This window comes from Sphingomonas bisphenolicum, from assembly GCF_024349785.1.
Taxonomy (GTDB): Bacteria; Pseudomonadota; Alphaproteobacteria; order Sphingomonadales; family Sphingomonadaceae; genus Sphingobium; species Sphingobium bisphenolicum.
On sequence record NZ_AP018818.1, the window covers coordinates 120268 to 144611 of the forward strand.

The following is a 24344-nucleotide window of genomic DNA, read 5'->3' on the forward strand; positions in this document are numbered from 1 at the left end:
AAAGCGCCGCCGCCGTTCGAGCGGCCATCGGGAGAATGGACGTGCCGGAAAATCTGTTCGATCTGAGTGGCAAGGTGGCGCTGGTCACGGGCGCCAACTCGGGCCTCGGCTTTGGCTTTGCCCGCGGCCTTGCCCGTGCCGGCAGCGACGTCATCCTCTGGGGGCGGCGCGCCGACAAGAATGAAGAGGCGGCGGCGGCATTGCGCGCATATGGGGTGCGGGTCTTCGCCGATGTCGTCGACGTGTCCAGCGAGCCTGCGATCGTCGCCGGCTTCGCCCGTGCGCTCGATGCCATGGGTCGGGTCGACACGGTCGTCGCCAATGCCGGCATCGCCAGTCGGGTGCCGTTCACGGACATGGACGTCGCCACCTATCGCAAGCTGATCGACGTCAATCTCGACGGCGCCGTCTTCACCCTGCGGGAGGGCGCGCGGCACATGAAGGCCCGCGCGGAAGCCGGCGACCCGGGTGGTTCGCTGATTATCTGCGGCAGCGGCTCGATCTTCCAGGGTGTACCGACCATGGCCCATTACGGCATCGCCAAGGGCGCGCTCAACGCCCTCGCCAAGGCGCTGGCGGCCGAACTGGGGCCGATCGGCGTGCGTTGCAACGTCATCGCGCCGGGTTTCATCGAAACCGAAATGACATTTGCCGATCCGGAGGTCGGCAGGATGATCGCGGACGTGGTCGCCGCGAAGGCCCCGCTCGGGCGGGCGGGCAAGCCGGCCGACCTGGAGGGCGCCGTCGTCTATCTCGCGAGCGATATGGCGGCCTACCATACCGGCGACACGCTGGTCGTGGACGGGGGAAAGATGTCCGCCAACTGACCGAGCGGCAGGTGCCGCGCCGGGCATTTACGGCCTGACTGTCGATTTTAGCAGGAGATACGCATGTTCGCCCGGCCCAACAGCCATCATTGCCAGGTCGCCTACGTCACCAACGATCTCGACGCGGCGATGGCCGCGCTCGAGGACGCCTATGACACGCCCGGCTTCTTCGAATTGTCGAACATCCAGCCCGGCGAAGACCCGACCGGCAAGCCGGTGCTGAAGATCGCGCTGGCGGTGGTCGGCGGCGTCGAGGTCGAACTGATCGAACCGGTGGGCGACACGGCCCCCTTGTTCAGCGATTTTCTGCCCGAGGGCGACGCCCTGGCCATTCGCTTTCATCATGTCGCGACCCGGATAGACGGACCACTAGAGCATTGGGACGCCCATGTCGCATCGCTCGACCTGACCCGGCACCCGGTCGTGTTCGAAGGCGCGCTGGGCGACGCGCTGCGCTATATCTACACCGACGAACGCGCGACGCTGGGCCATTATGTCGAGCATGTCTGGATGGCGCCCGACCTTCTGGCGCAGATGCGCGCCGTCGTTCCCGCCTATCCGCCCGTAAAGGACTGACTGCATGACCATAGCCCTGTCCCGCCTCAATTTCCGCGACATAGGCGGCCTGCCGACCGTGGGGGGTGGGCAGGTCCGCTCCGGCATCCTGTTCCGGTCCGAAGGCCCGGCCAGTTTCTTCGAGGATCATCATGCGGAACTGTCGGACCTGGGCTTTCGCTCGGTGGCGGACCTTCGATCGACGATCGAAAGGGACGCGGCGCCGCATGGATGGTGCGGCCCGGACTGCCGGATGCTCGACCTTGACATGAACACCGACCTGCGCGCGCAGGGGGAGGACATGTGGCTCTCGCTCGGTCGCGAGCCGACCGCCGCGCGCGCCGTCGCGGTGATGTCACATAATTACGGCCTCATACCGCAGGCCTTTCTGCCGCATCTGTCGCGGATGGTCGATGCGCTGCTGGCGCAGGACACGCCGATGCTGGTCCATTGCACTGCCGGTAAGGACAGGACCGGCGTGGTCGTCGCCCTGTTCCTCGACCTGCTCGCCGTGCCGCGTCCCGCGATCATGGAAGATTATCGCAAGTCCGACATATTCGGCCAGAATCTGCGCGTGTCGGGGCATCTCAAGCGCGATCTGCAAAAGACCTTCGGCTTCGTGCCGCCCGACGACATGGTGGCCATCCTGATCGGCGTGCAGGATGATTTCCTCCTGAGCGCGCTCGATATGGTCGCGACGCGCTGGGGCGGCATCGAGGGCTATTTCGAGGCGGCAGGCATCGACGCGGAACGGCGTGCTGCGCTGAAGCAATTGCTTGCCACAGACTAGGCGGGAAATCTGCGCGGGCGTGTCCGCCACCCTGGCCGGGCTTCTGCTGCCGGGCGGGATCGCCGGGGCGTCCGCCGTCAACCGGAAGAAAATGGTGGAGAATGAGATGAGCGACAACGGCATTTTCGAATGGGAAGAGCTGCTCGACCAGCTTCGCCCGCTGGGTCAGTTGATGCGCGACCGTATCCCGGAAAGGCTGCGCAGCGATCCGCGCGTCATGCAGGAATCGATGCGGCTGCTGCTGTCGGGCGTGCTGCGGACCACTAACGACGCGATCATGCATGATCGCAGTCACCCGATCTTCGTCCCCGAACTCAATATCTGCCAGAATATCTTTCAGCCCAATGCCGACACCATCTACAAGGCGGCGCTGATCGAAAAGGGGGGGACCTATCGCATCCGGGGCGATCGCGGTACGACACGAATGATGATCCTGGCCCAGCTCGGCCCGGACACGCTGCGCACCGGCCAGCATCATCCCGCGCAGGACGCGAATGATTTCAATGATCTGCATATCGGTGCCGATGGGGCCTTCGATGTCATCCTCTCGCCGACCCGTCCGACCGGCTATGAAGGCGACTGGTGGGAACTGAAACCCGCGACCGAGAAGCTGATGGTCCGGATCGTCGCCTGCGATTGGGGCGTCGAGCGCGAGCCGCGCTTCGGCATCGTGCGCCTCGACGCCGATCACGCCGCCAAGGGGCGCCCCACGCTGGCGCAACTGGCGCATCGTTTCGGCGAAATTCCCGCCACGGCGACCGTCTGTGCGCTGGCCTTCCCTGACAAGGTGCAGAAGCTGCGCGACGAAGGGCTGATCAATATGCTGAAGGTTGTCGATTTCTCGCAGATGACCGGTCTTGCCCGGCAGTCCTATTATGAGGGTGCCTATGAACTGGCGGATGACGAGGCGCTGATTACCGAGGTGCAGATCCCGAAGGAAGTCGACTACTGGTCGCTGATCCTGACAAACGAACTCTATGAGACGACCGACTGGTATCATAACCAGTCCAGCCTCAACGCGGCGCAGGCCGTGCTCGATGGCGACGGTTATTTTCGCGCCGTCATTTCCGCGCGCGATCCGGGCGTTCACAACTGGCTCGACACGTCGGGCTATGCCAGCGGCGCGGTGCAGGGGCGCTGGTTCAACACCGACGAGCGGCCAACCCCGACGATGAAGAAGGTCAAGCTGGACGACGTGCGCAGCCATCTGCCCGCCGACACCGTGCTGGTGACACCGGACGCGCGCGCGCAGGCGATCCGCGAACGCACTCTGCGCGCGCACACGCGCATCATCTGGTGACGGAGGAACGAATGAGCGACGAACTGGCCAGGCTGCTCGACTATGAGGCGATCCGCAATGTGAAGGCGCGCTATTGCCGCTTTCTCGACACCAAGGACTGGGATGGCTTTCTCTCTCTGTTCACGCCGGATGCGGTGCTGGACGTCCAGGAGGATACCGGCAATCCTCCGATGAGCGGGCACGCCGCCATATTGGAACAGGTGCGCTCCGCGGTCATCGATGCGCGCTCGGCGCATCAGATCCACTCGTCGGAGATCGACCTGCGCGGCGACGAGGCGGAGATGATCACGGCGATGCAGGACCGGGTCGTCTGGGCGCCGGGCAAATGCCCTATCCCCGGCGGCCAGTCGATCACCGGTTTCGGCCATTATACCGAACGCTATGTGCGCCGGGACGGGCAGTGGAAAATCGCCGCGCTCAAGCTCACGCGCCTCTATGTCGAAGTGCATCCCGGACCTGTCGTTTGACAGGTTGCCAATGGTCCTCCCAACGGCAATGCAGTGGCATATATTTGAGAGGATATGGGAATGACGGAAGCGGTGGAACCGGGCGCACAGGCACTTTTCGACAAGTTCGGCACCTATATTCTGCCCGGCCGCGTCAACGATCCGCGTCGCGGCATAGACGAAGCGAAGGAGGCGGAGCGCATCGGCCTTGGCTGCGTGTGGATTTCCGAACGCTATGCGCTGAAGGAACCGGCGGTGCTGGCGGGCGCTGTGGCCGAGGCTACGTCGAAGATCCGCATCACCGGCACCATGTACGCGACGATGCGTCATCCGCTCGTCACCGCCAGCGTCGCCGACATGATGCAGGCGATGAGCGGGGAGCGGTTCCGCCTGATGTTCGCGCGGGCGGTGCCGGCCTATATGAAAATGCTCGGTTCGCCGCCGATCACCATGGAGCGACTGGCCGACCTGATCTCGATCTGCCGACGCCTCTGGGCGGGCGAGAAGGTCGATTATGAGGGCGTGCTGGGCAAATTCCCCGCCATCAGCCTGACCGATCGCCATGGCGGTACGCCGCCGCCGATCATCTTTACCGCGATCGGGCCCAAGAGCCTGGAATTTGCCGGCGAACATTGCGACGGCGTGCTGCTGCATCCCTTCGTGTCCGCACAGGGGGTGAAGAACAGTGCGAAGATCGTGCGCGATGCGGCCGAAAAGGCCGGGCGCGATCCCATGTCCGTGCGCATCTATCACAATATCATCGTCGCCCCGGACCTGCCCAAGGATGAGGAGGAGGCCGTCGTCGGCGGTCGCGCCATCACCTATTTCGAACTGCCCGGCTTTGGCGACCTGATCGTTGACATCAATGGCTGGGACAAGAAGGTGCTGGAGGAAATCCGCGCCCATCCCAAGATTGCAGGCCTCAACGGCAAGCCGGCTGATCAGGCCTATACGCGGCAGGAGCTGGTCGATGTCAGTCGCCTCATTCCGCAGCAATGGCTGGACGAGGGCGCTGCGGTAGGAACCGCGGCCCAATGCGCCGACCAGTTGATGGCCTTTCTGGACGCCGGCGCCGATGAAATCCTCCTTCATGGCTCGTCGCCCAAGGATATGGGGCCGCTCACCACCGAACTGAAGCGCGCGCTGGCGGGGAAGGGGCTGTAAATCATGGAATTGTTGACCCCCGATCGCATCACCGTCCAGTTGCAGGACTGGCTGGCGGCCGAAAAGCCCGACTGGCGCGACATCCGCGTTCGTCCGCGCGATGTGACGCTGGGCGCGGGCTTTTCTGCCGACATCTTCTTCGTGGACGTCGATTATGTCGATCCGGCTGGTCCCCAGAGCCAGACGCTCGTGGTCCGCCGTCAGCCGATGGATCTGGAAGTGGTGTTCGGCAGCAGTCTCGCGCTGCAAGGCAAGATGATGGCGGCGCTCGATGCGCGCGGCGATCTGCCCGTCCCGCCATGGATCGGCATGCATCTCGATCCCGATATTCTCGGCCTGCCTTTCCTCGTGATGGGCAAGGTGGAAGGGGAATGCGCCAAGCAGAAGCCCAACTATAATGTCGAAGGCTGGCTGGTCGAGATGACCCCGGCGCAGCGGCGGCAAAGCTTCACGAACGCCATCAACGCCTTTGCCAGCCTGGCGACGATCGACTGGCGCGATGGCTTTGACTTTCTCGCGCAGCCGGAAAATGGGCGACCGGGTCTGGATCAATATGTCGGCGCGCTCGAAGCGTGGCACAAGGCGGCCGGACGGGGTCGCGCGATGCCCATCGTGGATGCAGCCATGGCCTATGTGCGCGCCAACATGCCGACCGATGCGGGGGTGAATGTGCTGTGGGGCGATCCCACGCCGTCGAACGTGATGTTTTCCGCCGACGGCCAGGTCAACGCGCTGATCGACTGGGAACTTGCGGCGCTGGGACCGGCCGAACTCGACCTCGCCTGGTGGCTCTATTTCGACGATCTGTTCGGCCGCCGCTTCGGCATCACCCGGCTGGAAGGCCTGCCGAGCAAGGACGAGACGATCGCTATCTGGGAAGCTGCGAGCGGCCAGAAGGCCGGACATCTCGATTATTATGACATCGTCGCGGCGCTCCGGATGGCGCTCGTGGCCGTGGGCGCTTTCGACCGACAGGTCGGCATCGGCAATATCCCTGCCACCAACAAATCGCTCAACGACAATTTCATGACCCTCTATCTGGCGGAAAAGCTGGGGTTGCCCATCCCCGAACTCGGACCCGATTTCGTGGCCTTCATGAAGAATCTGACGCCGGTGGAAGACAAGGCGGCCTGAAGCGGCACGCACCGTGCAAAAATGCATTGCTCGCTTGACCAACGCCTCATCCAATAAATATACAGTGTGGAATAATAAAATGGAGAGGTGAGTCATGCGACATCGGACGGTCGAGGGGCATCGATGAACGGTGCTGTCGCAGAGCGCGTGCCGCTCGCCGCCGACGCGCTGATCGCGGAGGCGCGCGCCGCGACCGGGTTGTCGGACTTCGGGCCGGACCTGTCCTTCATGACCGGCTTTCGCCGCCTGGTCGACGCGGTCGAGGCGATGGACCCGCCCGCCCAGTTGCGCGAGACCGCGCATCACAAGATCGTCGGCCTGCTCGCGACCCGGCTGCGCTTTGCCGAAGACGAACGGCTGCATCCGGACATCGTCGCGCAGGCTGTGGGCGACCCGTTGATCGTCTGCGGCCTGCCGCGCACCGGGACGACCATCACTTACGACCTGCTCTGCCTCGATCCGGCTGCCCGCGCGCCGCGCGAATGGGAATGGTATATCCCCTGGCCGGCCCCGGAAGAGGCGAGTTTCGACAGCGATCCGCGCATCGCGCAGGTGCAGGCCATCTATGAAAACTGGCTGAAGCACGCGCCGCAACTGGCCGATATCCAGCGTATGGACTGCACCCAGCCGGGCGAGTGCAACCATGGCATGATGTTGCATTTCGCCAGCACCAATTTCCCGGCGGAACTGGGCGTTCCCGCCTTCGCCCGCTGGTTGCAGGACGTCGTGCCGGAAGGGCAGTATCGCACGCACAAACGGATGCTCCAGCATTTCCAGTGGAAAGGGCCCAAGGGCCGCTGGACGCTGAAATCGCCGCAGCATCTCATGGATCTGCCGGGTCTGGTGGAGGCCTATCCGGGCGCGATGCTGGTGTGGACGCATCGCGACCCGGTGCTGACCCTGTCTTCGCTGTCCAGCATGATCGCCGGCTTCCTGGCGGCTGTGGGCGGCGCCAATGATCTGAAGGCGATCGGCCGGTCCGTGGTCGATACCTGGTGTGCTGGGATGGCTCGAGCAACCCAGGCGCGCGCAAGTGATCCGGCGATCGAGGACCGCATCCTCGACCTCGCCCATCGCGATATCGTCGTCGATCCGATGGCGACGATCGGGCGCATCTACGACCGCTTCGGCCTGCCCTTCACCGATGCGCATCGCGCCCGCATCGCCGCCTTCCTGACCGACAATCCCGCCGCCAGCCGCCTCGGCAAGCACCGGCACAGCCCCGACCAGTTCGGCATCGATCCGGGCGAGGTGCATGAACGGCTCGCCGGCTATTATGCGCGCTACGGCCATCTGTTCGACCGCGCCTGACCCCGATCTTTGGGAGTATCCAGCATGAGTGTTCTCGATCGTTTCCGCCTGGACGGGCGCACCGCCATCCTGACCGGCGTAGGGCCGGGCGTGGGCGAACATGTCGCCAGGGCCTATGCCGAACTGGGGGCCAATGTGGTTCTCTCCGCCCGCTCGCAGGACCGGCTCGACCGGATCGCGGCAGAGATCAACGCGGCCGGTGGCGGCCGGGCGATCGCCATCGCCGCCGATGCGGGCGAGAAGGCCGATCTGGAACGGCTGGTGGCGGGCGCGCGCGAAGCCTTCGGTCCGATCCATATCCTGTTCAACAATGCGGCGGCGGGCGTGGTCTATGCCGCCGATGGCGGGCTCTGGGCGAACACGGACGAGGTCTGGAAGACGGCGATGGACGTCAACGTCATGGCGACCTGGCGCCTGACCGAATTGACCGAGGCCGATATGAAGGCACATGGCAAGGGCAGCATCATTTCGGTCCAGAGCTGCGGTGGCTTCACGCCGATCCCGCCTGCCGTCGCCTATGGCGTGTCGAAGGCGGCGCTGCTCTTCCTGGTGCGTGAGTTGGCCAAGACGCAGGCGCCGCACACGCGGATCAACTGCCTGTGTGTCGGATCGATGAGCCCGGACGGGCGGGAGGCCGATATCCACAAGGGGTTGGGCCTCGCCGAGCGCAACGCGATCAAGCGCTTCGGCGCGGCGGACGAGGCGGTTGGGGCGGCGATATTGCTGGCGGGAGACGGTTCCAGCTACACGACCGGCAGCACCATCTTCACCGAAGGTGGCCGGGTGGGGACGATTTCATGACCCCTAACCCCCTCTGGACCGACGATCAGGCGGCGGCGGAAAAGCTGGCGCTGCGTCTGATCGAACGCGCCGACATCCGCGCCGCGCGCGAACAGGCGCGCCTCATGCTGCTCGCCGACCCGATCGCGGGCACGCTCGATGGACGACTGGGGCTGGATCGGGCGCTCGATCAGTGGGTGCTGGGCCTCGCCATGCGCGAAGCCAACGGTGATCCCGCCGATCCCAGGGTCGTCTGGAATATCAGCAACGCCCCGCGGCGCTGGTTCGGCCATATCTATGCGGGCGCGGCGGTCGCGATCGACAATCCCGATAATTTCAACCGCGAAATTCCGGTCGATGGCGATGGGCATTATGCCGTCGATATACGCTTTTCCGCCGATCCGCCGCAGTTCAGCATCGTTGCCGAGGTCGAGCCGCCGCATCATGCCGGGCTTGGCCGCAATCTGGGCGCGTTGACGCTCCAGCAGCTTGCGCCCTTCTGCGACGCCGACGGGCGGGTGACGGTGACGGTCGGCCCGCAAGAGGGCGGCGCGACCCATTTGCGGACCGAGCCGGGCGCACGGATCCAGGTCTATACCCGCGACAGTCAGCGCGACTGGCGTCAGGTGCCGGCGCAGGTCGGCGTCCGTCGCCTCGATCCGCCAGCCGACCCGCGCCCACGCGACGAGGAGGATATCGCCCGCACCGTCGTCGCCGACCTGCCAGCCTGGGTCGCCTTCTGGTCTGGGTTCAAGAATGATTTTCTCGGTCATCCCGAACCCAACCGGCTGATCGGACCCAATGGCCGCGATGGGGGCTGGGGCTATCTGGCCGGCGGCCGCTTCGCCCTGGGGGAAGGGCAGGGGCTGCTGCTGACGATCGATCCGGCGGGCAGCTATTATACCGGCATCCAGATCGCCGATCCGTGGACCATCTCGCCCGATCCGATGCTGCGCCTGGTGAGCCTCAACAGCGCCCAGGTCACGCCAGCGGCCGACGGCACGATCAGCTATGTGGTGGCGGGCATCGATCCGGGCGTGGCCAACTGGATCGACACGGCGGGTCTTGAAGAAGGCTGGGTGTTGCTGCGCTGGCAGGGCGTACCCGAGGGCGCCGATCCCGCCCGCTTCATCCGCGACGTACGCGTCGTCGATCTGGCCGCTATTGACCGCGACGTGGACGCAACTGTTCCGCGGATCGATATCGCCGCGCGCGGACAGCAGTTGCGCGCCCGCGCCCGCCTGCATGGCCTGCGAACCCATGCCGCGACCTGGGGAGACGCATGATGCAGCCCAAGGGCTCGATACTGGAATTGTGCCAGGTGGTGCGTGACATGGAACGCGCTCTGGATCACTGGACGCGGGTGATGGGCGCGGGGCCGTTTTTCGTCTTCGACGTGCCCGTGCTGCCGGGTCAGATCTATCGTGGCGAACCGACGCAGGTAGCGATGAAGGTCGCCTTCGGCTTTTCCGGCGGATTGCTGATCGAACTGCTTCAGCAGACCAACGATGGTCCTTCGGTCTTCACCGAAATGCTCGACCGTCATGGCGACGGCTATCATCATGTCATGCTGCGCATCCCTTATGATGAGGGTGTGGAGCGGCTGTCCGGCGAAGGCTATGCCATGGCCTTCAGCGGCCAGATGCCGTCTGGCGAACGTTTCGCGCTGTTCGACACCCATGCAGGGAATGGCGGCTATGTCGAACTGATGGAGATTTCGCCCGCGATGGAGGCGTCGCTCAGCCGGATGCACGCTGCCCATCGCGCCTGGGACGGGATCGACCGCCCCGTCCGGTCCATCGCAGACCTCGGCTGAGTCTGAAGCTCAGGCCGTGCCCGCGACGGCGCGGATTGCGCTCAGCAACATGTCGGTCGCGCGGGTGAAGGCGGCTTCCACCACATCGCGCTGCATCGCCAGCCGGTCGTCATTGTCGGTCAGGCTTTCCGCCACCACGACATTGCCCAGCACGATGACGGAAAAGATCACCAGCATTTCGTCACTTTGCGGTTGCGTCAGCCCGGCCTCGGCCAGCGCCGCGAAGATGGCGCGGCGGATCGCCAGCGCATTGGGCTGCTCAAGCCGGTTGGCGCTGCGCGACAGAATGAAGGCGGCGGAGCCTGGGAAATCCCGATAGGCCATATGCACCGCGCGGGCGATGCTGCGCAGGCGGCTTTCCCAGTCGGGCGCCGATAGATCGGGCATCCGACCGCGCAGGATTTCGTCGGTCAGCAGACCGAGCATTTCCTCCTTGTCACGGACATGATGGTATAGCAGTCGCGGCGACACGCCCAGACGCCGTGCGACCGGGCGGATATTGAGCGCCTCGATCCCGCCCGACCGCGCCATGTCCAGCAGCGTCGCGATCAGTCTCGCGCGATCAAGCGCAGGCCCTTCGCACTGCGGCGGCCGGCCGCGCCGCGAAATCCGTGCAGGCGGTTGCTTATCTGCCCTCATGCGTCCGCTTTAAGCGCAGGAACGGCACTGGTCCATGCCCCACGGTCCTGCAAGACCGTGGGGCATGGGATTACAGCTTCTTCAGTTCGGCATTCGACAGGCTGGTCGTCACGCCCTTCTCACCCGCGCTCAGCGTGGCGGCGGGAATGGCGATGAACTTGCCGCGATAGATGACGCGAACGGCGGACACCGCTCCGTCGGCCGCGGTGACGACGCGATCGACCTTGCCGATCTTGGTCCCGTCGGCGGAGTAGATCGCCTCGTTGCGATCCACCGCAGGCGCCTGGGCAAACGCAGGCGCGGTCAGGCCCAGAGCAGTGAGCGCGATGATGATCGTCTTCATATGCTGAAATTCCTTTGTCGAAGATGGCGATCTGTTGGCGCAGTCCCTAGATGGTTTCAAGAGAAAACCGATACACATAGAAAAGAATCTGTTCTATCTGTCCTATATGCAGAATGAAAACAGCCGGATGGCGGTGGGAGGGGCGATGAAGGGCGGAGAGGGATTTCGGCCGCGAGACAGATGGTTCCTGCTGCTGCTGGGCGCGATCTACATGTTCAATTTCATCGATCGCACGATCATCGCCGTGGTTGGCGAAGCGATTCGCCACGACCTGCGCCTGAGTGATCTCCAGCTCGGTATGCTCGGTGGGCTCGCCTTCTCGATCTTCTATGCCGTACTGGGTATCCCGCTGGCGCGACTCGCCGAACGCTACAGCCGGGTGCGGATCATCGCCATGGTGACCATGCTTTGGTCGCTGATGACGGCGCTGTCCGGTGCGGCGGGAAGTTATGTCCAGCTCCTGCTCTGCCGCATGGGTGTCGGCGTCGGCGAAGCAGGCTTCACCCCGGCGCTCGTTTCGATGATTTCCGATCGGTTCGATGCCGGGCGCCGCGCGGTCGTCTTTTCGCTGATTGCGATGGGGGTGCCGCTGGGCGGCGCCATCGCCGCGATTGCGGGCGGCGCGGTGGCGCAGGCATTCGGCTGGCGGCTTGCGCTCGTGACGGTTGGCGCGCCCGGCCTGTTGCTGGCGCTGCTGCTGCTTGCGACCATTCCCGAACCTGAACGGAAAGATGCCGGGCAGAGTGCGGATACGCCCCCCTTCGCCATGGTGCTGCGGCGGCTCGCCCGTTCGCCTTCCTTCCTGCACCTGACCTTCGGCAGCGGCTTCGTCGGGCTGGTGGGGTTCGGTACCAACCTGTTCCTCATTCCGTTGCTGGTCCGCCGCTTCGATCTCCCGCTGGCGCAGGCGGGTCTGGTGTTCGCGCTGTCGTTCAGTCTCGCAACGATGGTGGGACAAGTCAGCGGCGGCTATCTGATCGGACGGCTGATCCGGCGGGACATACGCTGGGGTGGCTGGGCGCCCGCGATCGCGGTGGGGCTGGCTCTGCCCCTCTATCTGCTGGCGATCCATCAATCGGACTGGCGGTGGCTGGTCGCCTTTCTCTTCGTCGCGACAACATTGCTCTATGCGTTTACGCCCGCGATCATGACCATCACGCAGTCGCTGGTTGAACCCCGTATGCGGGCGTCCGCCGCCGCGCTTCACTCCTTCGGCCAGACCGTCGCCGGGCTGGGGCTGGGATCGGTGGTGCTGGGCTATCTCAGTGATCGCCTCGCTGTCTTTCTCTACAAGGGCAATTATGCCGCCGACTGCCTCGTTTCGGGCCAGGCATCGCCGCCCGCCGCCTGTCTCTCGGCGGCGGCGAGCGGTCTGCAACTGAGTATGCAATTGTCGGCATTCGTGCTCCTGATCGCAGTTCTCCATTATAGCTTGGCTGCCAAAAATCTGCCGCTGGAGGCAAATGCATCGTGAAGAACGGTAAAGCTGTCGCGGTTCGGCCACGCAGCGCCGGACGGGATGACGCCGCGGCCCCGGCTATGCCACCCTTGCGGCCTGGCTATGACAGGACCGCGAGCAAGCGGCGGAAAGGATGATGAGGATGGGAAGAGCAGGGGTTATCGGCCTGGGGCAGATCGGCGCGGGCGTCGCCATATGCCTTGCGCGGACACAGCAATTGGCTGCGGTCTACGACATTCGCGCCGATGCCGCCGACGCGCTGGAGGGCGTGCCGCCCGTCGTCGCCAGTCCGGCGGAACTGGCTGCGCAGTCCGACGTCGTCATTATCGCCGTCGTCAACGCAAAGCAGACGATCGATGTGCTGTCAGGCCCCGACGGCGTGCTTGCGCGCGCGCGGCCGGGCACGATCGTGGTGCTGGTGGCGACCGTCTCGATCGAGGATCTGGACGCCATTCGCGCCCTGACCGACGCGGCGGGCGTGGAACTGGTCGATTGCGGCGTGACGGGTGGCCCCAAATCCCGCGAACACGGCCTCGTCTGTCTCGTCGGCGGTACGGATGAAACCGTTGCGAAGGTGCGCCCGGTTCTGGACGGCTTTGCCAAGCTGGTGGCGCATATGGGTGGCCCCGGCGCGGGCATGGCGGCGAAGATCGCCCGCAACGTCATTGTCTTCGGCTGCCTGCGCGCCGGTTATGAAGCGTCAGTATTGTGCCGCAATGCCGGGGTGGATGTTCGCCAGCTTGCGCATGTGATCGACGCCAGTTCGGACAGCGTGGGTGGCCCGCTGATGCTGGCGGTGCGCGACGATCCGTCGTCCAGCGAGCAGGAAGCGGCAGTGCGTGAATATACCCGCGGCCTGATGGTCAAGGATCTGGATGCCGCCATCGATCTGGCGCGCAGCTACGGCATCGCGCTGCCCCTGGTCGAATTGACGCGCCGAACCGATCAGACGGTCGTGGGCCTGGAAAATGTAATGGGAGAAAAGGCATGAGCATCGACGAAGCGCAGTGGCAGAAGGGACTGGAAGTCTTCGACAAGGTTTACGGACCGGGATCGTCGGAAATGACCCTCCCTTATCGCGAATCGTCCTTCAACCAGGAAATCGTGGGCAACCAGTTCGCCAATCTGTGGGCGAGCGACATCTTCTCGATGCGGGAGAAGCGCCTGCTGGTTCTGGGCGCCACGGCCATGCTGGGCCGCGCCGATCTCGTCGAGATCCAGATGAACGGCGCGCTCATCAACGACGAATTCACCGACGAGGAGCTGGATTTCCTGCCGCTCTTCGTGCTCTTTTACGCCGGGGCGGGCAATACCACCACCGTATTTCGGGGGATCGAAGCCGCCAAGGCGCGACGCAAGGAACGCGACGCCGCGAAGTGACGGGGCATATATGATGAAGGGCGGCCTGGTCGAAAGACCGGGCCGCCCTTTTCTTATGCTTCGCCGCTACCCCCTGCGCGCCGGATCGCGCGCGACGCCAGCAGCAGCAATATGCCCCCGGCGAATGTGAACAGCATGGCGGTGCCGATTCCCCAGGCGACGCCGGCCGTGCCCCCGACAAAATCGCTGACCACGCCGATCAGATAGGTGCCCGCGCCCACGCCGATCAGGTTCGCGCCCAACTGCACCAGCGATACCGCCAGGCCCCGCAGGCGCGGCCCGGCGATCGTCACGATGACGGCGTAGATCGGGCCGTTATAGGACGCGCTGAGGAAGCCGCAGGCCATCAGCAGCGCCAGCATCAGATCGACGTCGTGGAACAGAACCGTGCCCACCCCGGTCACGGCTGTCAGCAAGGGGATCACCGCGCCAAACAGCGATGTCCTTGCCGGATCGAAGCCGCCCCGTCGCCGGTTGACGAGATCGATCACCCACCCCGCGAGGAATCCGCCCAGAGAACCAAGGCCGCCATAGGCGATGGCGATCAGGATGCCCGCCTTCGCGATGGGCATACCGTGGACCCGGATCAGGAAAGTGGTGAGCCATGTGCTCATGCCGTAGATGCCCGCCGCGATCAGGACGATGGCGAAGATGCAGTACAGCAGCCCCGGCCGCGCCGCGAGCAGGCGGATGCGTTGCAGCAGCGTCAGCGTTTCTTCCTGCTGCGGGGCCGGCCCGTCATGCGCGCCGCGCACGGGTTCCCTGACCGTGAGCAGCAGCAGCGGCGCCAGCAGCAGCCCCGGCACGCCGGCGGCGACGAAGGCCCAGCGCCACCCCGCGCTCTGCACGATCGCGCCGCCCACGATGAACGCGATGGCGAGGCCGATGCCTGAACTCAGATACCAGATGCCGATGGCGGTCGCGCGCCGGTCTTCACCGAAATAGTCGCTCAGCAGAGACATGCCGGTCGGGGATCCTCCTGCTTCCGCGGTCCCTACGGCGGCGCGGCCGATGACCAACGTCCAGAACCCTGTCGCCAGGCTGCACAAGGCGGTCGCGCCGCTCCACAGCGTCAACGCGGCCGCCATCAGGTTGCGGCGGTTCCAGCTATCGACGGCCACGCCGAAGGGCAGGGCGGCGAGCGCGAAGAATATGCCGTAGGCGAAACCCGCCAATATCCCCAACTGTCCGTCCGAAAGTGCAAATTCATGCCCGACCGGCGCCAGCACAAGTCCGATGATGGCGCGATCAATGCCATGGCAGGTCTGCGCCAGCGTCAATATCCCCAGCACATACCAGGGATAATGGCCGATGGCGGCTGGTTTGTCCGAGAGCGCTCTCATGGCGTCCGCGGCTGCAAGAGCGGTGCGATGGACATTGAGCGCCTCCTGTTTGTGGGTATCGAACCGGGCGCATGGCGAATGTCTCGCCTATGGTCCCATGCCGCGCCTCGATCGGGCAGCCAGGGATGTGCCCGCACATGGAGCCTTGACCACCTATCCGAAGATAGAAGTAAAAGCGCATGGTGCGCCTATTTCGGGGGCATCGAGAGAATAGAACCTGGCAGAGGTAGAGATGTTTCGTCCGGAGAGCGATTGGACCGGCCAAGGCAGGGCTGGCGTCCAGAATTTCTACATCGAAGCAGCGGCGAGCGTGCGCGACGCGCATGTGGATGTGCGGCATTTCGACTGGGTCCAGCCCAGCAGCGGCATTTTCAGTCCGGAAAAACATTATCTGGATTATTCGCTCGACGGTCAGCCGCGGCGCAGCATGGTCAGCATGGGCCGCCCGGACCGGCGCGCCGCATCGGGGGACATCCTCTACATGCCGCCGCACCGCCAATATTTCGGCGAGCCGGCGCTTCAGGAGCGGCATCTCGTCTGCGTGGCGCTTGGGGAAGAATTTCTGGAGGAATTGTTCGACGGGGAGCAGCCGCTGAGCAAGGTGGAGCCGTGCGCAGACATTCAGAATATCTCCATGCGCCGGCTTTTTGCAGGGCTGGCGGCGGAATTGCGGACGCCGGGATTTGCCAGCCAGACGCTCGTTGAATCGATGCTCATGGGCCTTGCGGTCGAACTGGCCCGGCACATGGTTCCGCGCGAACGGGGCTGCCTGCATTCGCGTAGCCCGCGCCAGGTCCAGAACATCATCGACTATGTGATGGACAATCTCTCCGCGCCTCTTGGCGTCGCCGATATCGCGCGCGACTGCAACATGAGCGTGCGTCACGTCGCCCGCGTTTTCAAGGAAGGGACCGGCGTCAGCCTCGGTGAATTTGTTGCGCGCAGCCGGATCGCCTTGGCAAAGGAACTGCTGCACAATGACGGCGCCCGCATCAAGGAAATCAGCTGGCGATGCGGCTTCAATAGCACGTCGGCCTTTTCTGCCGCTTTTCGATCCGCGACGGGCCAAACGCCCAAGGCTTTCCGGTCGACATCACCGCAGGTCCACTGATCGGGCGAGCTGGAAAATATCGATGAGCGGCCAAATTCTATCGCCGCACAGTCAATCGTTGACCGGCCACTATGGCGCCGATCGGCTCCAAGCTAGACGGGCTTCTTATGTGCAAATCGAAGCAAGATAAAATGATGGGGAGGAAGATATGAGCAAGAAGGCCGTCACTCTGGGCGCGATCGGCATGGGTGCGCTCGTCGCCGCCATGGCGCAGCCCGCTTATGCGCAGCAGCCGCAATCGGGTGCCAGCGAGGGCATTCAGGATATCGTCGTCACAGCGCGGCGCACGGAAGAAAGTCTTCAGACGACCCCGATCGCTGTCACGGCGCTCACTCCCGAGGCCTTGGCGACGGCCAAGGTAGAAAATGTCGTCGATCTTCAGCGCACCGCACCGGGCCTGGTCATCGGCCGCGGTTCCGCGGGCGGCGACGGTATCGTCTTCGTCGCCATCCGCGGCCAGGGCAATCTCCAGCCTATTCTCGCCAACGATCCGGCGGTCGCCACTTATATTGACGGGATTTACATCCCACGGCCCTCGACGGGCATGACTGACATTCAGGACGTGCAGCGGCTCGAGGTGCTGCGTGGACCGCAGGGTACGCTCTTTGGCCGCAACACGACCGGCGGCGCGATCAACATCGTCACCAACGATCCCAACGACCAGCTCAGCGGCACTTTCAAGGCGGAGTTTGGCAATTACAGCACGCTGGGTGCGCAGGCCAATATCAATGTGCCGCTCGCAGAAGGCCTCGCGGTCCGCCTGAGCGGTGCGATCAACGAGCGGGACGGCTATGGCGACAATCTCGCCACCAACCGCGATTTTTCCGACAACAACAGCAAATTCTTGCGCGGCAAGCTCAAATATGAAGGCAATGGCTGGGACCTGACCCTTTCGGGCGACTGGAACCGCCAGTCCAACCATGGTCAGCAGATCGCGCTCTGGGCCTTCAATCCGGCGATCGTCCCCGCCGCCTTCCAGCCGGGCCTCACGGCCGGTCTGCTGACCAAGGATCATTGGTGGGGCAACACCGCGACCGGGACATCGACCCCGGCCACCATCGGCGCGCTCACCCCGGAAGCGCAGGCTCTCTATGGCGTGAAGCCATTCAATACGCTGGAAGTATATGGCTTTTCCGGCACGCTCAACGTCGAGCTGGGCGGCCTGAACTTCAAGTCGATCACGGGCTATCGTCACTCGATGAACTATGGCCAGAACGACACCGATGGCACCGCCGTGCCGCTGCTGGCGACCTTTGCGGGGTCTGGCTCCTATTATGTTTCCCAGGAATTCCAGCTCTCCGGGAACATCACCGACAGTCTCAGCTTCATTACGGGCGCCTACGCCGGCAAGGAAAGCGGCTATGAATTCAGCCGGTCGCAGATTTTCGGCGGATTGATCCGCGATTCCAATGCCGATGTCACCAACAAGACCTTCGGCCTGTTCGCCCAGGCCTATTATGAACTGACCCCGACGCTGCGCGCGGTCGGTGGCTTCCGCTACACCTGGGACACGCGCGACAGCGTGCTGCACAATGCGCAGGTATATGGCCTGCCCTATGACGTCGCCGTGGCGGGCACGCCGACCGGCATCAACTGCACCGTTACACCGACTGAACCGGTAACGGCCACCACCTGCAACCAGGAGCAGAATGCCAAGTTCAACTATCCGGCCTGGAACCTGGGCCTGGACTGGCAGGCGAGCGACAATCTCTTCCTCTATGTGGCGACCCGCGGCGCGGCCAAGGCCGGCGGCTGGAACCTGCGCGCCGGCGGCCTGCCTGCCTTCTCTCCCGAAAAGGTGAAGGACGTCGAGGCCGGTTTGAAGGTCGATCTGTTCGATCGCCGCCTGCGCTTCAACACGGCGATCTTCCACACCTGGAAGGATGACAATCAGGCGATCGTCAACAGCTTCGTGACCGGCATCGGCGTTACCCAATATATCCAGAACAACGGCAAGGTCCGCATCTGGGGCATGGAAAATGAAATCACGGCCGTGCCTTGGGAAGGCATGACGCTCAGCGTCAATGGCTCGCTGCAAAACGGCAAATATGTGAAGGGTAGCTTCAGCGAAATCCAGGTGGTGGCCGGCAGCGGCTGCACCAACAGCGCCGGGGTCGTCAATGGCTGCGTCGTCGACCTGAGCGGCTTGCCGCTGCTGCAATTGCCCAAGAAACAGCTGAACGTCAGCGCCACGCAGAAATTCCCGGTGGGTGGCGGCACGCTCGCCGTCACTGGCGCCTATTCCTATGTCGGGGGCCAGCATTTCGATGCGGTCCGGGCGGCGCAACAGGCCTCGGCGGCGACCAAGGCCGCCTATGAGACGGAAAACCGCCTCGGCTTCGTGCCCGGCTATGGCATTTTCAACGGGCGTATCGCGTTCCAGCTTGAAAATCCCAATGTCGAAGTGGCGGTCTATGGCCGCAACATCACGAACAAGAAATATCTGCTGCGCCGTTTCCCCGATCTCTATCGGACATTGGGCATCGCAGCCGCCTATGTCGGCCAGCCGGCCACCTATGGCGTTGAAACGACGTTTAAATTCTGATCGACCAAGCGGCTGGCGGGATAAACTGCAATCCATGCAGCTTTCTCTCGCCAGCCCATCACCGGGGATGCGCGCATGATGACGAGGTTGGTAGACAGGGTAGCGATCGTCACGGGCGGCGGCGGCGGTATCGGCGCCGCGGTCGCGCGACGCCTGGTCGCGGAGGGCGCGCGCGTCGTGATCGCCGACCTGTTCGAGGCTGCTGCCGTCCACGCAGCGGAATCGCTGGGCGATAAAGCGTTGCCGGTCCAGTTCGATGCCGCCGATCCGCAGTCGGTGAAGGCGATGGTGGATCGCACCATCGACCATTTCGGCAGGCTGGACATCCTGCACAATAATGCGGCGATGACCGATCCGGACAAAAGCCCGCAGGACACCACGGCCGTCGATATCCCTATCGGCATCTGGCGCGAGATTCTCGACGTCAATCTCACCGGCTATCTGCTCGGATGCAAATATGCCATCCCGCATATGATCGCGGGCGGCGGCGGCTCGATCATCAACACCGCATCCAATTCGGGCAGTGCAGGGGATTTGGCCCGCATCGCATATGGTTCGTCGAAGGCGGCGATCATCGGGCTCACCAAATATGTGGCGACCCAGCATGGGCGGCAGAATATCCGCTGCAACAGCATCGCGCCGGGCGTCGTGCTGACCGAAGCCCTCGAAAAGACCGTGCCGGGGCTGAAGGACATCATCCAGCGGCACATATTGACGCCGGAATTCGGTACGCCGGATGATATCGCGGCGCTGGTTGCCTTCCTGGCTTCGGACGAAGCGCGCTACATCACGGGTGAAAATATCTCGATTTCGGGCGGTGGCCTCGTCCACCAGCCCCATTATGCCGATCTGCTGGCCTTCATGCAGGCGAAGGACTGAGCCATGTCCAGCGCCTGCACGTCGGAACATGGAAGGTTAGTGGGCGGTCCGATGAAAATAGCGGATCGTCAGCCGGCCATCGGCGACCTTGTAGGTTTCGAGACTGGGCAGAGTGACAATGCCATCTTTGGTTTGCAGGCGGTTGGCGACATAGGCGGCGCCCTCGGCGCCGTTGACGATCACCTCCAGCGGTTCCGTCGTGCATTTGCCGCCATATTCCGCCCACATGTCAGCCATCGCGGCGCCGCCGTCCACGGCAGGCGAACCGACATATTCGATCGTGAACCCCTCTGGCCCCAACGCCCGAAAAAGGCGATCGAGTTCGTCGCGCTTCCCTTCGTTCCACAGCCGGTAATTGTCCCGGATCGCCTGTTCCAGATCCAGCACCTCTGCCTCGCTCATGTGCATCGCCTCCTGTCATTGCGGATCGTCCGCATGGTCGCCAGTCTCGGACGGACGGCCACGACCGCACCTGTCTTTGGCAAGGGTGGAATTTATCTCTTTTTGCTTCGGAGACTATGATGACCCAAGTCGCACAACAGCCCCTGCCGGATCATGTGCCACCTGAACTGGCGATGGCGCTGCCGCTCTTTTCGCGGAAGGTCATCTATGACAACCCGCAGGAAGTGCTGATCCCCGCGATGCATGCGGACCTGCCGCCGATCACCTATGTCACCAACATCTTCCCGGGCGATCAGCCCGGCTGGCTGCTCAAAAATGCCGAGGATGTGCAGGCGATGCTGCGCGACGCCGACAATTTCACCAAGAATGGCATGGGCAAATGGGCGCAGAATATCGGCGAAAATTGGCTGGTCATTCCGACCGAGGCCGATCCGCCAGTCCACACCGGCTATCGCAAGGCGCTGAACAGCCATTTCGCGCCGCAGAAGATGTTCGCGATGAAGGAACAGGTGCGCGAGCGCGCGCAGGCCTTGATCAATGCCTTCAAGGATCGCGGGCAGTGCGATTTCATTGATGAGTTTTCGGAAAAATTCCCGATCTACATTGTCCTCGATCTGCTGGGTCTGCCGCAGGAAAGAATGACGCAATTCCTTAAATGGGAAAAGGAAATGCTCCATTCCAACGACTGGCAGGTGCGCGGCAACGCCGTGCGCTGCGTGAAGGATTATCTGCTCGAAGAGATCGAGGCACGGCGCCAGCAGCCGCGCGACGACTATATCAGCAAGGTGCTGACCTTCGAGGTCGATGGCCGTTTGTGGAATGACGACGAGGTGTTCGGCCATTGCTTCAACCTGTATATCGGCGGCCTCGACACGGTTACGTCCCTGCTCGGCAACATCTTCAACTATCTGGCGTCGCATCCGGACAAGCAGAACGAACTGCGCGCCGCCCCGTCGCTGATCGTCCTGGCGGTTGAAGAATTCCTGCGCGCCTTCGCGCCTGTTACGGCCTTCCGTATCGCCACCAAGGTCATCGAGATTCAGGGGCAGACGATCATGCCCGGGGATTATGTGGCGTTCAGTTCCCCCGTGGTTGGCCGCGATCCGGCTTTCTACGAGGATCCCCAGGCGATCCGCTTCGATCGCAAGGCGCCGCATATGTCGCTGGGCAGCGGCATCCACAAATGCCTGGGCATGCATCTGGCACGGCTGGAATTGCAGATCGCGGTCGAGGAATTCGTCAAGGCGATACCGGAGTTCCGGATCAAGGACGGTTTCCGGGTGCCCTATTATGTCGGCAATATCCTGCATGTGCCGGACCTCCACCTGCAATGGGGCTGAACCGGCCCGGCGCCTAACCGTCTGAAACTGGGATATAGAGCGGGTGTCCGATGATGCCGGGCATCCGCTCGGGCACACCGCCCGTTTTCGGCCGAAAGGCGAGGGGCCGAGCCGCCAGCCATGGCGCTCCTGCAATGGTTTGGCAGTCAGGCAGACCCCGTTTGGGATTTACGAAGGACGTTCGGAGTGATTAGCTCGCTCGCGAACTTGGAGAAGGCCTCAGGGATATTTCATGACGGATAATATCAGGAAAATTGGCTTCATCGGTCTCGGCAGCATGGGTGGCGATCAGGCGCGGGAATTGGCTAAATTGCCGCTCGACCTGACCGTTTACGACCTGTTTCCCGATGCGCTGGCGAAATTTGAAGGCCGCGCGAAGCTCGCCGCCTCCATGGCGGCGGTCGGCGTGGATGCCGACGCCGTAGGCATTTGCGTGCGCGACGATACGCAGGTGCTGGAATGCGTGGATGCGCTGCTGCCCGTGATGAAGCGGGGCGCGACCCTGCTCATTCACAGTACGATCAAGCCGAAGACCGCGCAGCAGATCGCCGAACGCGCCGCCTCCGTGGGTGTAGACGTCATCGATGCGCCGGTCACGCGCACCGAAATGACCAAGGACGGTCCGTTCGTCTTCTGCATGACCGGCGGCGATGAAGCCGTCGCCGCGCGCGTGCAGACCGTGCTCGACGCCTTTTCGACCAACACGATGCATATCGGCCCGCTCGGATCGGCCATGGCGCTCAAGATTTGCAACAATCTCGTATCCTGGTGCGGCATCATGCTGGGTGTCGAAGTCGCCAATGTGGCGGAGGCGTCCGGCGTGCCGATGGACAAGCTGCTGACCGTGATGAAGCGCAATGGCAATCTCACCCCGCCGATGGCGGGTTTTATCGACTTTCGCAATAATCCGGGAGACGCCGCCCGGCGCGCCTTCTTCGCCAGCCAGGCGGGCATAGGCGAAAAGGATCTCGCGCTGGCCGAAGAACTGGCGGCGGGTGCCGATGCCGCATCGCCGATCACCAGTCACACCAAGACGCTGCTGAAGAAGACGTTGCTCGCCATCTGCGAGGGCTAGGCTGCCGCCTCGTTGAATGGACCAGAATTCAATCGAGCCAAGGCGTGCTGCGCGGCGAATAACGCCCGACCCTATCTGGTCCTACTCGCAAAAAGCCATTTCCGGGGTTTTTGCGTCTGACGCGTCGCGTGTGTCGGTGGGCGCATGCAGCTCGATCGGAAAGTCGAGGTGGATGGTCGCGCAGCGTTTGATATTGTTTCACTACAGGCGCCTGCCACACGCGCGATCCGGCATGGCGTATCGAGGATCGGTGAGGAAAGCCGCATCGGTCAGGCTTTCAAGAAAGGCCAGCAGGGCAGGGCTGGCGTCTTCTGACGGGATCGCGCCATGGCGCGCGATCGCCGCCGCCAGGCTCTTGGCTGTGCCGTCATGCAGCCAGGGTCCGGTGACGGCGACGTTGCGCAACGACGGCGTGCGGAAACGGCCTGCATCCGATGCCAGTCCGCTGGCCTCGGCCAGGCCCTCATCATGGGGATCTCTGCCTCTCACGGCATGATAGCGATCGTCTGTCAGATCGCGCCCGCCGTGACAGGCGGTGCAACCGAGCGCAGCGAACTGGGCTGCGCCTTGTCGCGCCAGCGGCGACAGGGCATCCATCTCGCCCGCGCGATAGCGATCCCAGGGACTGTCGAGCGCAATCATCGTGCGCTGAAACGCAGCCAGGGCGGCGCTGACCGTGCCCGTATCGATCCGGCCCATTCGTCCGGGAAAGGCGCGGGCGAACATGCGGACGTAGCAGGCATCCCTGCCCAATCGTCGCGGCAACTCGGCCTCCAGCGCCTTCATCCCCATTTCCACAGGCCGCTCGCCCAGCAGCGGGATGGTCGCCTGCGCTTCGAGCGTCGTCACGCGCGGATCGCCCCATGTCAGCACCGGTCGCCAGGCGACATTGGCCAGCCCCGGCACGTTGCGTCGGCCGGGTTCGCCATGAACGCCGGGGCGGGTCGCATTGCCATCGGCAAAGCCGCGCTTCTGTTCATAGCAGGCCGCGCACGCCATCGTCCCATTGGCCGACAGGTCCGCGTCGTAGAACAGCCGTCGTCCCAGCTCGACCTTGATCGCGCTCATTGCGTTGTCTGCAGGCACTGGTGGCGCTTGGACATCCGGGGGCAGCCGCCAATGCCACCGCGCCGTGCCGGCGCCGAGCAGCAGCACCGCACTCGCCAGCAGCACTACGGCCTGAAACGCCGGCCTCACGGCAGGCGCGTCACCAGCAATGGCAGGCTGTCGGTGCCGTTCGCCGCCACCTGCAGTACATAGTCGCCGGGCTGAAGGTCATAATCGACCATCTTGCGGATGCCCGAACAGTCCGGTCCATGGCCGTGCGCGACCGATGTCATGGCCGCCTTGCCCTTGACCACATCGACCCAGGCGCCAGATCCCAGCGCTACCCGCCATGTCCCGGCCTTGTCCACCGTGAAGCGCGCCACGCCGCCATAGCTGACCGACCCGCCGGGTTTGGCCGGGCGGACAGGATATCGCACGTCGGGCGTCGGCAGCAATTCCATCGTCACCGCCTGCCCGGCCACCAACGCAGGGCCACTCCCGGCGGCCGCACCGCTTCTGGCCGTCACGGGATTGCGCCAGGTGGCCATTGCGTCGGGCAGATCGGCCGGCGCGTCGCAACTCTGGGTCATGGGCGTATCTACCATTTGCGCTGCAGCAGGGACGGCTCCACTCAGCGCCAGCAACGATATGGTCCAAA

At 63.8% G+C, this 24344-nt stretch carries 25 protein-coding genes; 19 read left to right on the top strand and 6 right to left on the bottom strand.

The window, feature by feature from the left end:
* The first annotated feature begins 35 nt into the window (after window positions 1-35).
* The 11 genes from SBA_RS19060 to SBA_RS19110 all read left to right on the top strand — a co-directional run bounded on the left by SBA_RS19060 (window position 36) and on the right by SBA_RS19110 (window position 10123).
* Window positions 36-827 carry an SDR family NAD(P)-dependent oxidoreductase gene (locus SBA_RS19060; RefSeq protein ID WP_261937228.1) on the top strand — a complete coding sequence of 264 codons (792 nt, stop codon included), beginning with the start codon at window positions 36-38 and terminating at the stop codon, window positions 825-827.
* A 63-nt stretch (window positions 828-890) separates the two neighbouring features.
* Window positions 891-1403 carry a VOC family protein gene (locus SBA_RS19065; protein ID WP_261937229.1) on the top strand — a complete coding sequence of 171 codons (513 nt, stop codon included), beginning with the start codon at window positions 891-893 and terminating at the stop codon, window positions 1401-1403.
* A 4-nt stretch (window positions 1404-1407) separates the two neighbouring features.
* Window positions 1408-2172: a tyrosine-protein phosphatase gene (locus SBA_RS19070; RefSeq protein WP_261937230.1), complete on the top strand. Its 765-nt coding sequence runs from the start codon at window positions 1408-1410 to the stop codon at window positions 2170-2172.
* A gap of 19 nt (window positions 2173-2191) precedes the next feature.
* Window positions 2192-3472 carry a DUF1214 domain-containing protein gene (locus tag SBA_RS19075; protein ID WP_261937231.1) on the top strand — a complete coding sequence of 427 codons (1281 nt, stop codon included), beginning with the start codon at window positions 2192-2194 and terminating at the stop codon, window positions 3470-3472.
* Window positions 3473-3483: 11 nt separating this feature from the next.
* A complete protein-coding gene (locus tag SBA_RS19080; RefSeq protein ID WP_261937232.1) occupies window positions 3484-3939 on the top strand; it encodes a nuclear transport factor 2 family protein in 456 nt (151 codons plus the stop codon).
* Window positions 3940-3999: 60 nt separating this feature from the next.
* Window positions 4000-5082 (top strand): TIGR03857 family LLM class F420-dependent oxidoreductase, encoded by a 1083-nt coding sequence (locus SBA_RS19085; RefSeq protein WP_261937233.1) that lies wholly within the window; start codon window positions 4000-4002, stop codon window positions 5080-5082.
* A 3-nt stretch (window positions 5083-5085) separates the two neighbouring features.
* Entirely contained in the window at window positions 5086-6216 is a 1131-nt protein-coding gene (locus SBA_RS19090; protein ID WP_261937234.1) for a phosphotransferase family protein, read from the top strand.
* A gap of 123 nt (window positions 6217-6339) precedes the next feature.
* A complete protein-coding gene (locus SBA_RS19095) occupies window positions 6340-7527 on the top strand; it encodes a sulfotransferase family protein (protein WP_261937235.1) in 1188 nt (395 codons plus the stop codon).
* Window positions 7528-7551: 24 nt separating this feature from the next.
* Window positions 7552-8328: an SDR family NAD(P)-dependent oxidoreductase gene (locus tag SBA_RS19100; protein WP_261937236.1), complete on the top strand. Its 777-nt coding sequence runs from the start codon at window positions 7552-7554 to the stop codon at window positions 8326-8328.
* Entirely contained in the window at window positions 8325-9593 is a 1269-nt protein-coding gene (locus tag SBA_RS19105; RefSeq protein ID WP_261937237.1) for a hypothetical protein, read from the top strand. Before SBA_RS19100 ends, SBA_RS19105 begins: the two co-directional genes overlap by 4 nt.
* Window positions 9590-10123, top strand: a complete 534-nt coding sequence (locus SBA_RS19110; RefSeq protein WP_261937238.1) for a VOC family protein — start codon at window positions 9590-9592, stop codon at window positions 10121-10123. The genes SBA_RS19105 and SBA_RS19110 overlap by 4 nt, the downstream gene beginning before the upstream one ends.
* Window positions 10124-10132: 9 nt before the next feature.
* Here SBA_RS19110 and SBA_RS19115 read toward each other — a convergent pair whose 3' ends face one another.
* Together SBA_RS19115 and SBA_RS19120 are read right to left on the bottom strand one after the other, a co-directional pair.
* A complete protein-coding gene (locus SBA_RS19115; RefSeq protein WP_261937239.1) occupies window positions 10133-10762 on the bottom strand; it encodes a TetR/AcrR family transcriptional regulator in 630 nt (209 codons plus the stop codon).
* A 70-nt stretch (window positions 10763-10832) separates the two neighbouring features.
* Window positions 10833-11105 (bottom strand): PRC-barrel domain-containing protein, encoded by a 273-nt coding sequence (locus tag SBA_RS19120; protein WP_261937240.1) that lies wholly within the window; start codon window positions 11103-11105, stop codon window positions 10833-10835.
* 106 nt (window positions 11106-11211) lie between these two features.
* Between SBA_RS19120 and SBA_RS19125 the strand changes: the two genes are divergently transcribed.
* The 3 genes from SBA_RS19125 (at window position 11212) to SBA_RS19135 (ending at window position 13944) form a co-directional block, all read left to right on the top strand.
* On the top strand, window positions 11212-12579 hold the full coding sequence (locus tag SBA_RS19125; protein ID WP_261937241.1) for a spinster family MFS transporter: 1368 nt from the start codon (window positions 11212-11214) through the stop codon (window positions 12577-12579).
* Between the two features lie 127 nt (window positions 12580-12706).
* Window positions 12707-13555 (top strand): NAD(P)-dependent oxidoreductase, encoded by an 849-nt coding sequence (locus SBA_RS19130; RefSeq protein ID WP_261937242.1) that lies wholly within the window; start codon window positions 12707-12709, stop codon window positions 13553-13555.
* The gene (locus SBA_RS19135) at window positions 13552-13944 is read left to right on the top strand and encodes a carboxymuconolactone decarboxylase family protein (protein ID WP_261937243.1); all 393 of its coding nucleotides are present in this window, start codon (window positions 13552-13554) and stop codon (window positions 13942-13944) included. The genes SBA_RS19130 and SBA_RS19135 overlap by 4 nt, the downstream gene beginning before the upstream one ends.
* 53 nt (window positions 13945-13997) lie before the next feature.
* On the opposite strand, the gene SBA_RS19140 is transcribed toward SBA_RS19135, so the two are convergent.
* A complete protein-coding gene (locus SBA_RS19140; RefSeq protein WP_261937244.1) occupies window positions 13998-15287 on the bottom strand; it encodes an MFS transporter in 1290 nt (429 codons plus the stop codon).
* 232 nt (window positions 15288-15519) lie between these two features.
* Here SBA_RS19140 and SBA_RS19145 point away from each other — a divergent pair, with 232 nt between their 5' ends.
* From SBA_RS19145 to SBA_RS19155, 3 genes are all read left to right on the top strand, one after another.
* Window positions 15520-16398, top strand: coding sequence for an AraC family transcriptional regulator (locus tag SBA_RS19145; protein ID WP_261937245.1), 879 nt, complete (start codon window positions 15520-15522; stop codon window positions 16396-16398).
* A gap of 148 nt (window positions 16399-16546) precedes the next feature.
* Window positions 16547-18943, top strand: a complete 2397-nt coding sequence (locus SBA_RS19150; protein WP_261937246.1) for a TonB-dependent receptor — start codon at window positions 16547-16549, stop codon at window positions 18941-18943.
* Between the two features lie 75 nt (window positions 18944-19018).
* Window positions 19019-19822, top strand: coding sequence for an SDR family NAD(P)-dependent oxidoreductase (locus tag SBA_RS19155; RefSeq protein WP_261937247.1), 804 nt, complete (start codon window positions 19019-19021; stop codon window positions 19820-19822).
* A gap of 36 nt (window positions 19823-19858) precedes the next feature.
* Here SBA_RS19155 and SBA_RS19160 read toward each other — a convergent pair whose 3' ends face one another.
* Window positions 19859-20224, bottom strand: a complete 366-nt coding sequence (locus SBA_RS19160) for a hypothetical protein (protein WP_261937248.1) — start codon at window positions 20222-20224, stop codon at window positions 19859-19861.
* Window positions 20225-20340: 116 nt separating this feature from the next.
* Here SBA_RS19160 and SBA_RS19165 point away from each other — a divergent pair, with 116 nt between their 5' ends.
* Both SBA_RS19165 and SBA_RS19170 read left to right on the top strand, forming a co-directional pair.
* Window positions 20341-21564, top strand: a complete 1224-nt coding sequence (locus SBA_RS19165; RefSeq protein ID WP_261937249.1) for a cytochrome P450 — start codon at window positions 20341-20343, stop codon at window positions 21562-21564.
* A gap of 232 nt (window positions 21565-21796) precedes the next feature.
* Complete coding sequence (locus SBA_RS19170) at window positions 21797-22639, top strand: NAD(P)-dependent oxidoreductase (RefSeq protein WP_261937250.1); 843 nt, start codon at window positions 21797-21799, stop codon at window positions 22637-22639.
* Window positions 22640-22840: 201 nt separating this feature from the next.
* Here SBA_RS19170 and SBA_RS19175 read toward each other — a convergent pair whose 3' ends face one another.
* Both SBA_RS19175 and SBA_RS19180 read right to left on the bottom strand, forming a co-directional pair.
* The gene (locus tag SBA_RS19175; protein ID WP_261937251.1) at window positions 22841-23836 is read right to left on the bottom strand and encodes a cytochrome-c peroxidase; all 996 of its coding nucleotides are present in this window, start codon (window positions 23834-23836) and stop codon (window positions 22841-22843) included.
* The gene (locus SBA_RS19180; RefSeq protein ID WP_261937252.1) at window positions 23833-24276 is read right to left on the bottom strand and encodes a hypothetical protein; all 444 of its coding nucleotides are present in this window, start codon (window positions 24274-24276) and stop codon (window positions 23833-23835) included. Before SBA_RS19180 ends, SBA_RS19175 begins: the two co-directional genes overlap by 4 nt.
* Between the last annotated feature and the right edge of the window lie 68 nt (window positions 24277-24344).